This is a genomic window from Agromyces arachidis, assembly GCF_052805135.1.
Genome location: NZ_JBRBDK010000001.1, coordinates 144,934 through 157,432 on the forward strand (window position 1 = coordinate 144,934; position 12,499 = coordinate 157,432).

The following is a 12,499-nucleotide window of genomic DNA, read 5'->3' on the forward strand; positions in this document are numbered from 1 at the left end:
GAGTGCGACGCGGCATCCGGCGTGCTGGCACCATGCCCCGAAGCCTCGCTACCCTGACGAGTGATCCGTCCTGAGTGCGACGCTGCCGGGGGAGGTGGGACTCTTGGGCGACCGTGGGGTGATCCTCGTCGTCTCCGACGACGCGCGCGCGGTCGACGAACTGCGCGGCATCCTCGACGAGGGCGTCTACGCCGTGGTCCACGCCGCCGGTGACCTCGACCACGCGAGCGCGGCGCTCGAGCAGGCGCCCGACCTCATCGTCGTCGACACCGGCCTCGGTCGATCCGACGCGTTCGACCTCGTCGACGAACTCCACCACGCCGGGCACGCCGTCGACCTGCCGGTGGTCTTCCTGGCGCACGAGGCCGACACCGAGCGGCGCGTGCGCAGCCTCGAGGCCGGCGACGACCTGATCTCGGTGCCGCTCGATCCGCGCGAGGTGCTCGCGCGGATCGAACGCCAGGTCACCGTCTCGAAGGTGCGGATGGCGCTCCGCGAGTCGGAGGCGAAGTTCCGGTCGGTCATGGAGTCGGCGATCGACGCCATCATCTCCGCCGACGCGTCCGGGGTGATCCGCAGCTGGAACAGCGCCGCCACCGCGCTGTTCGGGCACACCGAGCCGGAGGCGGTCGGGCAGAAGCTCGAGCTGATCATCCCCGAGCGGTTCCGCGACCTGCACCGCACCGGCATCCGCCGTGTCACCGGGGGCGGCGAGACGCACGTGATCGGCACGACCGTCGAGCTCGCCGCCATCCGGCAGGACGGGTCGGAGTTCCCGATCGAGCTCTCGCTCGCGACGTGGTTCCTCGACGAGGACCGCTACTACACGGGCATCATCCGCGACATCAGCGAGCGCAAGCAGGCGGAGCAGAAGTTCCGGTCGGTCACCGAGTCGGCGATCGACGCGATCATCTCCGCCGACCACACCGGCCGCATCGTCTCGTGGAACTCGGCCGCCACCCGGATCCTCGGTCACACCGAGGAGGAGGCGGTCGGGCAGCAGCTCGAACTGGTCATCCCCGAGCACTTCCAGGACCAGCACCGCGCCGGCATGAAGCGCTACACCGAGACCGGCGAAGCGCACGTCATCGGGTCGACGGTCGAACTCTCCGCTCGCACGAAGGACGGCCGGGAGATCCCGATCGAGCTCTCGCTCTCGACCTGGACGGTGCACGAGGACCGCTTCTACACGGGCATCATCCGCGACATCGGCGAGCGCAAGGCCGCCGAGGAGGCCCTGCGGCTGAGCGAGCTGGAGCTCCGCGAGCGCACGGGGGAGCTGCGCGAGAAGAACGAGGCGCTCCAGGCCACGCTCGAGCAGATCAGCCAGATCCAGGACCAGCTCATCCTCCAGGAGAAGATGGCCTCGCTCGGCAAGCTCAGCGCCGGGATGGCGCACGAGATGAACAACCCCGCCTCGGCGGCGCAGCGCGGCGCGGCGCAGGCGATGGCGGCGTTCGCCCGGCTCCAGGTGATCCAGCTCGAACTCGGCCGGCTCGGCCTCTACGGCGCCAAGATCGAACGACTGCGCGCGCTCGACAGCCTCGCGGCCAGCCGGGCGGAACGCCCTGCCGACCTTCCCGCGCTGGAGCGCATCGACCGGGAGACGGCGGTCGAGGACTGGCTGTACGACCACAGCGTGCCCGAGCCGTCCGAGCTCGCCCCGTCGCTCGTGAGCCTCGGATACGACGTGGCCGACCTGGAGGAGCTCGGCGCCGACTTCTCCGACGAGGAGCGCCGCGTCATCCTGCGGTGGCTCGGCGAGAAGTTCCTCGTCTACGCGCTCCTCGCGGAGGTGACCGTCGGCACCACTCGTCTGGTCGACCTCGTCAAGGCGCTGAAGACCTACACGTACATGGACCAGACGCCGGTGCAGGACGTCGACGTGCGCGTCGGGCTCGACAACACCCTGATCATCATGCACAGCAAGCTGAAGCGCGGTGTCCGGGTCGTCCGCGAGTACGACGACGACCTCCCCGTCATCCAGGCGTTCGCGAGCGAGCTCAACCAGGTCTGGACCAACCTCATCGACAACGCGATCGACGCCATGGGCGGCGAGGGGACGCTCACCCTGCGCGCACGCCACGAGGACGACCAGGTCTTCGTCGAAGTCGAGGACGACGGACCCGGGATGACGCCGGAGCAGCTCATGCAGGTGTTCGACCCGTTCTTCACGACGAAGGCGCCCGGCGAGGGCACGGGCCTCGGGCTCCCCATCTCCCGCAACATCGTCGTGAAGAAGCACCACGGCGACCTCACGGTCGAATCCGAGCCGGGGCGCACGCGGTTCACCGCCCGGCTCCCCGTCGGCGTCGCGCCGGCCGACCACGTCGAGGAGGACTGAGCGATGGCGAAGCCGGTCATCATGACCGTCGACGACGAGCCGCAGGTGCTCGGCGCGATCGCGCGCGACCTGCAGGCGCGGTACCGCGACGACTACCGGATCGTGCGCTCCGGCTCGGGCCAGGACGCGCTGGAGACGGTCACCGCCTTCCGCACGCGCGAGGACCAGATCGCGCTCTTCATCGTCGATCAGCGGATGCCGGGGATGACCGGGACCGAGTTCCTGCGCGAGGCGCTCAAGCTGTACCCGCAGGCCAAGCGGGTGCTGCTCACGGCCTACGCCGACACGGATGCCGCGATCACGAGCATCAACGCGCTCGACCTCGACTACTACCTCCTGAAGCCGTGGGACCCGCCCGAGGAGCGCCTGTACCCGGTGGTCGACGACCTGCTCTCCGACTGGCAGGCCAGCACGCCGCCCGTCTACGAGGGCATCCGGGTCGCGGGCACGCTGTGGTCGCCGACGACGCACGCCGTCAAGGACTTCCTCGCGCGGAGCCAGATCCCGTACCAGTGGCTCGACATCGAGAAGCATGCGGGAGCCCGCGCGCTCGTCGAGGCCGCGAACCCCGGCAGCACGCGCCTGCCCGTGGTGTTCCTCCCCGACGGCACGATGCTCGCGTGCCCCGACCTGCACGAGCTCGCCGAGCGCATCGGCCTGCGCGCGCCGCCCCAGGCGCCGTTCTACGACCTCATCGTGATCGGCGCCGGACCGGCCGGGCTCGCCGCCGCGGTGTACGGCGCCTCCGAGGGCCTGCGCACGGCCGTGATCGAACGCGAGGTGCCCGGCGGGCAGGCCGGCACGAGCTCCCGCATCGAGAACTACCTCGGGTTCCCGCAGGGCATCTCGGGCGCCGACCTCGCCCGGCGCGCGGTGACGCAGGCCAAGCGGCTCGGCGCCGAGATCCTCAGCCCGGTGGCGGTGACGCGGATCCGGGTGGAGGACTCGTACAAGATCGTGACGCTCGACGACGGCAGCGAGCTGCGGTCGCGCGCGGTCGTGCTCGCCACCGGCGTCCAGGCACGGACGCTCGGCATCCCCGGCGAGGAGCGGCTCAACGGGGCATCCGTCTACTACGGCGCGGCCGCGAGCGAGGCGGTCAGCTACAGCGGAGCCCGGGTGGTGGTCGTCGGCGGGGCGAACTCGGCCGGACAGGGCGCGATGTTCCTCTCGCGGTACGCGGCCGACGTGACCATCCTGGTCCGTGCGCCGTCGCTGGCGCGGAGCATGTCGAAGTACCTCATCGACCAGATCGAGGCGACGCCGAACATCACCGTGCGCCCCAACGCGCAGGTCACCGAGCTGGAGGGCGAACCGCGACTCACCGCGCTGACGGTGCGCGACACGGTGACGGGCGCCGAGGAGCGGATGCCGGCCGATGCGATGTTCGTGTTCATCGGCGCGGTTCCCGGCACCGATCTCGTGCGCGGCCTCGTCGAACTCGACGACGGAGGCTTCGTCATCACCGGCCAGGACCTCGTGCACGACGGCCACCGCCCACCCGGCTGGAAGCTGAAGCGGGACCCGTACCTGCTCGAGACCAGCGTCCCCGGGATCTTCGCGGCGGGAGACGTGCGGCACGACGTGATGCGCCGAGTGGCGTCGGCCGTGGGGCAGGGTGCGCTCGCGGTCAACCTCGTGCACCGCTACGTCGAGACCGTATGAGCGGTGCGGCGGGCGACGCGGTGGCCGAGGCGGCCGACGCGCTCTACCGGCTCGTGCCGGAGGAGTTCACCGCGGCTCGCAACGCCCGCGTCGCCGACGTGAAGGCGTCCGACGCGGAGCTCGCGAAGCGGATCGCCGCGCTGCGGCGTCCGTCGCCGGCAGCCTGGATCGTCAACCGGCTCGCCCGGGATCGCGCCGACGAACTCGGCGACCTCGTCGGGATCGGCGGCGAGCTGGCCCTCGCCCAGGCCTCGGGCGACGGACGGGCCCTGACGGCCCTCGTGGGCGAGCGGCGGCGTGCGATCGGCGACCTGCTCCGGCATGCGGCGACGCTCGCGGATGCCGCCGACCGGGCGCCGTCGCGCGCGGTCCTCGACGAGGTCGAGCGCACGCTCGTCGCCGCGACCGTGTCGGCCGAGGCGGGCTCCGCGGTCCGTTCGGGCCGCCTGGTGCGCGCGGTGCAGGCCGTCGGGTCGGAAGTCGACCTCGCCGGGGCGGTCGCCGGCGGGGTCCCGACGCTCCGGCCGGCCGCGGCACGGCGGTCGCACGACCGACCGGATGACGGTGGCGACCTGGAGGCGCGGCGGAACGCGGACGCCGAACTGGCCGCGGCGCAGGAGCGGGCGGAGGCGGCCCGGCTCGCGCTGCGCGACGCGGAGGCCGAGGCGGCGTCGGCGGGGGATCGGGTCGCCGCGCTCAAGCGGGAGCGGAAGTCGCTGGAGTCGCGTCTCGACGCGGTCCGCGAGCAGCTGGCGGAGGCCGAGCACGCCGAGCGCGCCGCGGCCCGGGACCGCGACGCCGCGGCGCATGCCGCCGACCGGGCCGGCGCCGACCTCGAGGGAGCCCTGGCGGCCGTCGACCGGCTCGACTGAGGGCTCGCCGGCGCGGTCATCGCTGCGCGAGCCACTCCGGCAGGTCGGCGATCGAGTCGAGCACCGCGTCGGGGCGGAGGTCGCCGTCGAGGTCGCGCGGCGTGAACTTGCCGGTGCGCACCAGCACCCCTGCGAGGCCCGCGCGCTGCGCGCCCGCGACATCCGTCCTGATGTCGTCGCCCACCATCACGACGTCGTCGGCGGGGAGCCCCAGCGCGGCCACCGCCGCGTCGTAGAAGGCCGGGTCGGGCTTGCCGAGCACCTCGGCCTCGCGTCCGGTCGCGTACTCGAGTGCCCGGACGTACGCGCCCGCGTCGAGCCGCAACCCGTCCGGGGCGCGCCAGTACGGCGTGAGACCCAGCGCGACCAGCGGTGCCGCGGGATCGGCCGTGAGCAGGCGGAAGGCGCGGTTCAGCGTCGCGAAGTCCCAGCGCTCGCCGAGGTCGCCGACGACCACGGCGTCCGCGCCCTCCTCGGCCGACGCCGCGACCGGCTCGAACCCGGCGAACTCGGCCGCCGTCGTGTCCGGGACGAACAGGGCGGGGCGCTCGATGGCGTGCCGCCGCAGCCAGGCCGTCGCCGCGACCGCCGGCGTGAGCAGGTGGTCGGCGTCGGCCGCGACCCCGAGCCGGGCGAGCTTCTCGGCGATCGCGCTCCGCGGCCGCGACGTGGTGTTCGTCACGAAGCGGTACGGCACCCCGTCGCGCGCGAGCCGGGCGATCGCCTCCGGCGCGCCGGGCACCGCCTCGTCGCCCACGTAGACGACGCCGTCCAGATCGAGCAGGACCCCTCGCACGGCTCCATCCTGCTCCGCATCCCGGCGGGGCGACAGGCACCCGCGCGCGAGTCGTCGCGCGATGACCCGATCGGCGGTCTGCGGCCGATGTGGATAACTTCGGGGCCGCCGCGGTGCGCATCTCCAAGATGGACCCCATGTCCGATCCCGTGCGCACGATCGCCGAACGGGTGCGAGGCCGAGTGCTCCGCGAGGGCGTCGACCTCGCCCGAGACGAGGTGCTCGCGTCGCGGTATGCGGCCGAGGAGGTGCGCAGATACTCGGAGCGTGCGCTCGCCGGCGCGCACCAGCCGCTCGCCGACGAGGTCGACGCGGCGCGCGAGGTCGTGGCCTCCCTCACCGGCTACGGGCCGCTGCAACCGTTCTTCGACGACCCGACCGTCGAGGAGATCTGGATCAACTCGCCGACCCGCGTCTTCGTCGCCCGGGCGGGCGTGGCCGAGCTCACCACGGTCGTCCTCTCCGACCGCGAGGTCCGCGACCTCGTCGAGCGGATGCTGCGTCACTCCGGTCGTCGCGTCGACCTCTCCTCGCCGTTCGTCGACGCGTCGCTGCCCGACGGGTCGAGGCTGCACGTCGCGATCCCGGATGTCACGCGCGCGCACTGGGCGGTGAACATCCGCAAGTTCCAGCAGCGCATCCGCTCGCTCGGCCGGCTCGTCGAGCTCGGATCGCTGACGCGCCAGGCCGCGGAGTTCCTGCGGATGGGCATCCTGGCCGGCACGAACATCCTCGTCTCCGGGGCGACGCACACCGGCAAGACCACGATGGTGAACGCGCTGATGTCGGGCGCCCGACCGGGGGAGCGCGTCGTCACGGTCGAGGAGACGTTCGAGCTCGACCTCGACGTGCGCGACCTGGTCGCCATGCAGTGCCGGCAGCCGAACCTCGAGGGCACCGGTGAGATCACCCTCCGGCGGCTCGTCAAGGAGGCGCTGCGCATGCGTCCCGACCGGCTCATCGTCGGCGAGGTGCGCGAGGCCGAGAGCCTCGACCTGCTCATCGCCCTGAACTCCGGCCTGCCGGGCCTGTGCACCATCCACGCCAATTCGGCTCAGGACGCACTGGCGAAGCTGTGCACGCTGCCCCTGCTCGCGGGGCGCAACATCGACTCCGGCTTCGTCGTGCCGACCGTGGCGTCGTGCGTCGACCTGGTGGTGCACCTCGCGATCGATCGGCGCGGGCACCGGCGGGTGGTCGCGATCGACGCCCCGACCGGCGGCACCACCGGAGCGCAGGTCGACGCCGACGCGATCTTCCGGGTCGACCCCGCGACCGGGGCGCTCGTGGCGACCGGCGCTCGGCCCGCGCGACTGGAGAAGTACGCGGCCGCCGGGTTCGACCCCGGCATCGTCCTCGATGCCCCCGAGCTCGTCGCATGAACGAGGTCTTCGGTCCCGGGCTCGTCGGTGGGATGCTGCCATCGTGAGCATCGTTCCTGCGACCGTCGAGGCGCTCGACGGCCTGGTGGCAGACCTCCGCGGAGCGGGCTCGCCGATCGAGGCGAGCCTCCGGCCGGGGGTGGACCCCGACCGGATCGCGCAGGCCCAGCGCGCCCTCGGGTTCCCGCTCCCGCCGGAGCTGGAGACCCTGTACCACTGGCACGACGGTGCCGAACCGGCCGGGCCCGACCTGTTCCCGGGCGGCGAGTTCCGACCGCTGGACGAGGTCGTGGAGGCGTACCTGCGGATGGCCGACTACTGCGACTTCGCATCGGGCGTGCCCACCGACCGCTTCTGGGTGCCCGGCGTGCTCCCCGTCTTCGCGGTGGAGGACCTGGCGGTCTCATGGGTGGCGCTGTGCGACGAGACCGTCGCGGAGGCCACGCCGATGGGCGTCCGGGTGCTGGAGGATCCGACCTTGGGCGACCTCGCGGATTCGGTCACCGACGCCGTCCGCCGGGTGCGGCAGCGCCTGCGCAACGGCGTCTACGCCGTCGGCGCTTCGGGCGCGATCGTCAACGGTCCCAGCCCGGTGGTCCCGGGACCGAGCCGGGACTTCTGACCCGGCCGGGTCGGTTGTCCACAGGCGACGGGGAGCGGCGCATCGCGTGCGACGTGCACCGATACCGTCATCGTGCAGGCATCGCCCCGATCTCCGGCATCCGATCCCCGGCCCCACCGGGCCGCACGCGGATGCGGAGGTCGACGAGGACGATGCGCACCACGGGAGGGGTGAGGTTCGACGATGGGCCAGGCATCGGCGCAGGTCGCGGAGCCGGCCGCGTGAGCGCGGTCCTCGGTGCGGCGCTGGGCGTCGGGCTGCTCCTCATCGCGTCGCCGCTGCTGTGGCCCGCCCGGGGCGAGGCGCCGCGTCCGGGTCGCCGTCGCTCACCGCTGCGCGACGAGCTCGCGCTCGCCGGCATCCCGGGCGCGCCCGTCGCCGTCGTCGCGGCCGTAGCGGCGGTGCTGGCCGCGGTGACCGCGGCGCTCGCACAGGCGGTGTTCGCGGTGCCCGTGCTCACGCTGGTCGGCGGCGTCCTCGGCGCGGCCGTGCTGCCGGTCGTGATCCGCATGCGGGCGAACCGCAGGCGCTCGGCGAACCGCGCGATCTGGCCCGACGTGGTCGACCACCTCGTCGCGAGCGTGCGCGCCGGGATGTCGCTGCCCGACAGCGTCGGTGCACTCGCGCGGCTGGGTCCGGCGACGACGCGATCGGCCTTCGCGGCGTTCGACGACGAGTTCCGGCGAACCGGCGACTTCTCGGCCGCGGTCGATTCGTTGAAGGCGCGGCTGGCCGACCCGACCGCCGACCGCATCCTCGAGACGCTCCGGATGGCGCGTGAGGTCGGCGGCACGGACCTGACCGCGGTCCTCAGGGGCCTCTCGGCGTACCTCCGCGAAGACGCCACGCTCCGGGCCGAGGTGGGGGCCCGCCAGTCGTGGATCCGCAATGCCGCTCGGCTCGGCGTCGCCGCGCCGTGGTTGCTCCTGCTCGTGCTCGCGAGCCGGCCCGAGACCTTGCGGGCCTACGACTCCGCGGCGGGGACCGCGCTGATCCTGTGCGGCGTGGGCGTGACCGTCGTCGCGTACCGACTCATGATCGGCCTCGGCCGCCTGCCCGAGGAGCGCCGTTGGTTCACCTGAGCGCCTTCCCCGCCGTCTCGATCGCGCTCGGCGCCGTGCTCGGGCTCGGCCTGTGGCTCATCGCCGCATCGATGCCCCGGCTCGGCCGCGTGCGGCTCGTCGATCGCGTCGCGCCGTACATCACGGATGTCTCGGCCGAGGCGCGCGCGATGCGCGCCCGTCCGGACGGCGACCCGGGCGGCGTCCTCGGCCTGCTCGTCCTCCCCGCCGTCCGCCGGATGCGCGAGCTCATGTCGGCGCTGCTCGGGGGCAACGACACGGTGGCCCGGCGGCTCCGGCAGGCCGGCTCGACCGTCACCGTCGAGCGCTTCCGCGGCGAGCAGCTCGCCTGGGCGGGCGTGGGCTTCGCGGCCGGCACCGCGCTCGCGCTGTTCGTCCCGACCTTCAGTGCGTTGCCGGGCACCGTCCGGGTGGCGCTGCCCGTGCTCGTCGCGGTCGCCGGAGCCGTCGGTCGCGACTGGGTCCTGCAGCGGGCAGCCCGTCGGCGCCTGGCCCGGGTCTCGGCGGAACTCGCGACCATGCTCGAGTTCCTCACGCTCAGCCTCACCGCCGGCGAGGGCATGCTCGACGCGCTGCGGCGCGTCGCCCGCGCCGGTTCGGGAGAGCTGCCCGGGGAGTTCGCCGGTGTCGTCTCCGCGGTGAGCGCCGGCGTGCCGCTGCCCGATGCGCTGACGCGGCTCCGCGACGGGCTCGAGCACCCCGGGCTGTCCCGGGCGCTCGACCAGGTGCTCGGCGCGCTCGATCGAGGCGCGCCCCTCGCGGCCGTCCTGCGGGCGCAGGCGGGCGACGCCCGTGCCGAGGCGAAGCGGACCCTGATCGAACTGGCCGGCCGCAAGGAGATCGCGATGCTCGTCCCGCTCGTCTTCCTCATTCTCCCGGTGACGATCGCGTTCGCGTTGTTCCCCGGCTACCTCGTCCTCCAGGCGGGCTTCTGATGCCGTCGATCCCCACCCGATCCGTCCATCCCGAAAGGACCGCCCATGCTCCGCACCATCCGACGACGCCTGGCCGACGACCGAGGCGACGTGCCCGGCTGGGTACTCATCACGCTGATGACCGCCGGGCTCGTGATCGTCATCTGGGGACTCGCCGGCCCGGCGCTGAGCGGCGTCTTCGACCAGGCGATCGGCCGCGTCACCGGGTTCTGACGGGCGGCGTGCGCCGCATCGTCGAACGCCTGCGCGACGAGCGGGGTTCCGCGGTGGCCGAGTTCTCGCTCGTCGGGGTCCTGCTCACCGTGCTCCTGCTCGCGGTGGTGCAGCTCGCCCTCGCGCTGCACGTGCGCAACACCGTGCTCGACGCGGCCGCCGAGGGGGCGAGATTCGCCGCCCTCGCGGGGTCCTCGCCGTCGGCGGGAGCCGAGCGGACGCGAGCGCTCATCGGCGCGGCGATCGCACCGGACTACGCGGGCGAGGTCCGCGCCGTGCCCACGACGGTCGGCGGTGTGCCCGCGGTCGCCGTGACGGTGCGCACGACGCTGCCGGTCGTCGGCCTGCTCGGCCCTGAGCGCGCGCTGGAGGTGACCGGGCATGCCGCCGTGGAGACGATCAAGTGACCCGCGCCGACCGCGCCCCCGCGCCGCCGCGGTGCGCGCCGTCCGCAAGCGGCTCGCGGGCGAGATCGGTTCGGCGTCGCTCGAGTTCCTCACCGTCGGCCTCGTCCTGCTCGTGCCCCTGGTCTACCTCGTCGTCGCGATGGCGTCGATCCAGGCCGCGGCGCTCGGCGTCGAGGGCGCCGCGCGCCAGGCGGCGCGCGTGGCGGTGCTCGAGGCGGAGGGCGCGCCCGCCGCATCCGTCGAACGAACCGTCCGCGTCGTCCTCGCCGACTACGGCGTCGACGCGGACACGACCTCGGTCGTCGTCGACTGCTCCGGCCCGTGCGACGAACCGGGAACCCGGATCACGGTGCGCGTGGGCGCGGTCATCGCCCTGCCCCTGGTGCCGCAGGCGCTCGCGACGAGCTCGATCGGGACGGTTCGCCTCGACGGCATCGCCACGCACACCGTGTCGCGATTCACAGGTCCGTCGTGAGACGGCCAGGCGCGCGCCTGCGACCGCGCCTGGCGGCCGCCGCCGCGGAGGAATCCGGGTCGACGCTGGTGCTCACGATCTTCTACGGCGCGCTCGCGCTGGCGCTCGTCCTGGTCGTCGTGTCGGCGACGTCGCTCTACCTCGACCGCAAGCGCCTGTTCACGCTGGCCGACGGCGCGGCGCTCGCGGCGGCCGAATCGTGGCAGCTCGAGCAGGTGCGGATCGACGGCGACCGGCTCGCGATCGGACTGGACGACGCCGAGGTCGGAGCCGTGGCATCCGCCTACCTCGCCGACGCAGACCACTCGCTCCGCGGGGTCGAGCTCGTGCGGGCGACCTCGGACGACGGCCTGAGTGCGACCGTGACCGTGCGCGCCACCTGGTACGCGCCGATCCACACCGACCTCACGCCGCTGACCGTGCCGATCGAGGTCACCGCCGACGCGCGGTCGGTCTTCCACTGACCGTCCGCGCGCGACACGGAGGTCGCCGGGTCAGGGGACTCCGCTCGACCCGGCGAGGGAACGCATGACCAGGCGGTCCACCCCGGGCAGGCGGGTGGCGCGCAGGACGATCCGACGGACGAACCGCTGCCATCGCGACGACGGCAGGAAGGAGTTCGCGGCGCGGCGACCGGCGAGCTGGGTCTCCTCGACGACCGGACGCCAGCGTCGCTCGTACTCGGCGAGGGCGCTCCCGATTCCGGCCGCGTCGCGGTTCGGTCCCACGAGTTCGGCGAGGAGTGCGGCGCCGGCGACCGCGAGCGACGCGCCCTGACCCGCCAGCAGCGACACCGCCTGGCACGCGTCGCCCACGAGCACCGTCCGGCGCCGGTCGCTCCACTGCGGCAGGTCGACCTGCGCCACGACGTCGTCGTAGGGGGCGGGCGGGCAGCCCTCGAGAAGTCGGTCGATCGGCGGCCACATGCCAGCGAAAACGTGACGCAGCCGCTCGCGGGCGTCGCTCCGTCCGATGACGGCTTCGGAACCCGGGGGAGCGATCGCCGGCCCGAACGCGCCCTCGCGGTACGCGAGGAAGGCCGCGACCCGACCGTCGCGGAGGCTGTAGACCCCCGCCTGCCGGTCGATGGTGTCGGTGAGCACGAACCGCCCGGCGAACCTGGCGTGCAGCTCCGGGTCGTCGACGGTGAAGGCCGCCGCGCGCAGGCCCATCGGTCGGAGGAACGCCGTCTCGTCGCCGAACAGCCCGCGCCGCACCGATGAGTGGATGCCGTCCGCGCCGACCACGAGGTCGGCCGCGTCGATGATCCGGCGGGCCTCGGCGTCGCCGACGCCCATGCCCGCCCGGCGGTCGTAGTGCACCCGCACCGAACCGGATGGCGCGACGTCGAGCGACTCCAGCAGCACCCGTTCGAGGTCGGGCCGCATCAGGCTGATGAGGCGACCCCCGAGGGCGGAGGCGAACCGGTCGTAGTCGAGGCTCGCCCGTCGCCGGCCGCGGTCGTCGACGTACTCGACCTCGCCGATGCGGTAGGCCGCCTCCCGGAGTCGCGGCAGCACGCCGATCCGCTCGGCGGCGTCGAACCCGTGCCCGAAGAAGTCCATCATGTAGCCGTCCTCGCGCGGCCCCGGCGCCTGCTCGAGCACGTCGACCTGCCACCCGGCGAGGGCGAGCTGCCGCGCGACCACGAGTCCGGCCATCCCGGCCCCGACCACCGTCGCCCGCATCGCGCCTCCCGTGCTCGC

General features: G+C 73.6%; 13 protein-coding genes. 11 read left to right on the forward strand and 2 right to left on the reverse strand.

The window, feature by feature from the left end; all coding sequences use genetic code 11:
• Positions 1 to 103 precede the first annotated feature (103 nt).
• The 3 genes from ACUY4T_RS00700 to ACUY4T_RS00710 are packed head-to-tail and all read left to right on the forward strand — an operon-like array spanning position 104 to position 4,881.
• On the forward strand, positions 104 to 2,344 hold the full coding sequence (locus ACUY4T_RS00700) for a PAS domain S-box protein (RefSeq protein WP_446016977.1): 2,241 nt from the start codon (positions 104 to 106) through the stop codon (positions 2,342 to 2,344).
• A 3-nt stretch (positions 2,345 to 2,347) separates the two neighbouring features.
• Positions 2,348 to 4,009, forward strand: coding sequence for an FAD-dependent oxidoreductase (locus ACUY4T_RS00705; RefSeq protein WP_446016978.1), 1,662 nt, complete (start codon positions 2,348 to 2,350; stop codon positions 4,007 to 4,009).
• On the forward strand, positions 4,006 to 4,881 hold the full coding sequence (locus ACUY4T_RS00710; RefSeq protein ID WP_446016979.1) for a hypothetical protein: 876 nt from the start codon (positions 4,006 to 4,008) through the stop codon (positions 4,879 to 4,881). The genes ACUY4T_RS00705 and ACUY4T_RS00710 overlap by 4 nt, the downstream gene beginning before the upstream one ends.
• Positions 4,882 to 4,897: 16 nt before the next feature.
• On the opposite strand, the gene ACUY4T_RS00715 is transcribed toward ACUY4T_RS00710, so the two are convergent.
• The gene (locus tag ACUY4T_RS00715) at positions 4,898 to 5,677 is read right to left on the reverse strand and encodes a TIGR01458 family HAD-type hydrolase (protein WP_446016980.1); all 780 of its coding nucleotides are present in this window, start codon (positions 5,675 to 5,677) and stop codon (positions 4,898 to 4,900) included.
• A gap of 137 nt (positions 5,678 to 5,814) precedes the next feature.
• On the opposite strand from ACUY4T_RS00715, the gene ACUY4T_RS00720 reads away from it, so the two are divergent.
• From ACUY4T_RS00720 to ACUY4T_RS00755, 8 genes are all read left to right on the forward strand, one after another.
• A complete protein-coding gene (locus ACUY4T_RS00720) occupies positions 5,815 to 7,059 on the forward strand; it encodes a TadA family conjugal transfer-associated ATPase (RefSeq protein WP_446016981.1) in 1,245 nt (414 codons plus the stop codon).
• Positions 7,060 to 7,102: 43 nt separating this feature from the next.
• A complete protein-coding gene (locus tag ACUY4T_RS00725) occupies positions 7,103 to 7,681 on the forward strand; it encodes an SMI1/KNR4 family protein (RefSeq protein WP_446016982.1) in 579 nt (192 codons plus the stop codon).
• 221 nt (positions 7,682 to 7,902) lie between these two features.
• Positions 7,903 to 8,763: a type II secretion system F family protein gene (locus ACUY4T_RS00730; RefSeq protein WP_446016983.1), complete on the forward strand. Its 861-nt coding sequence runs from the start codon at positions 7,903 to 7,905 to the stop codon at positions 8,761 to 8,763.
• Positions 8,751 to 9,698, forward strand: a complete 948-nt coding sequence (locus tag ACUY4T_RS00735; protein ID WP_446016984.1) for a type II secretion system F family protein — start codon at positions 8,751 to 8,753, stop codon at positions 9,696 to 9,698. Before ACUY4T_RS00730 ends, ACUY4T_RS00735 begins: the two co-directional genes overlap by 13 nt.
• A gap of 45 nt (positions 9,699 to 9,743) precedes the next feature.
• Entirely contained in the window at positions 9,744 to 9,911 is a 168-nt protein-coding gene (locus ACUY4T_RS00740; protein WP_446016985.1) for a hypothetical protein, read from the forward strand.
• An 8-nt stretch (positions 9,912 to 9,919) separates the two neighbouring features.
• Positions 9,920 to 10,318, forward strand: coding sequence for a TadE/TadG family type IV pilus assembly protein (locus ACUY4T_RS00745; protein WP_446016986.1), 399 nt, complete (start codon positions 9,920 to 9,922; stop codon positions 10,316 to 10,318).
• A 31-nt stretch (positions 10,319 to 10,349) separates the two neighbouring features.
• Positions 10,350 to 10,793: a hypothetical protein gene (locus tag ACUY4T_RS00750; protein ID WP_446016987.1), complete on the forward strand. Its 444-nt coding sequence runs from the start codon at positions 10,350 to 10,352 to the stop codon at positions 10,791 to 10,793.
• Entirely contained in the window at positions 10,790 to 11,257 is a 468-nt protein-coding gene (locus ACUY4T_RS00755; protein WP_446016988.1) for a pilus assembly protein TadG-related protein, read from the forward strand. The genes ACUY4T_RS00750 and ACUY4T_RS00755 overlap by 4 nt, the downstream gene beginning before the upstream one ends.
• A gap of 30 nt (positions 11,258 to 11,287) precedes the next feature.
• On the opposite strand, the gene ACUY4T_RS00760 is transcribed toward ACUY4T_RS00755, so the two are convergent.
• On the reverse strand, positions 11,288 to 12,481 hold the full coding sequence (locus ACUY4T_RS00760) for an FAD-dependent monooxygenase (protein WP_446016989.1): 1,194 nt from the start codon (positions 12,479 to 12,481) through the stop codon (positions 11,288 to 11,290).
• Positions 12,482 to 12,499: the final 18 nt, after the last annotated feature.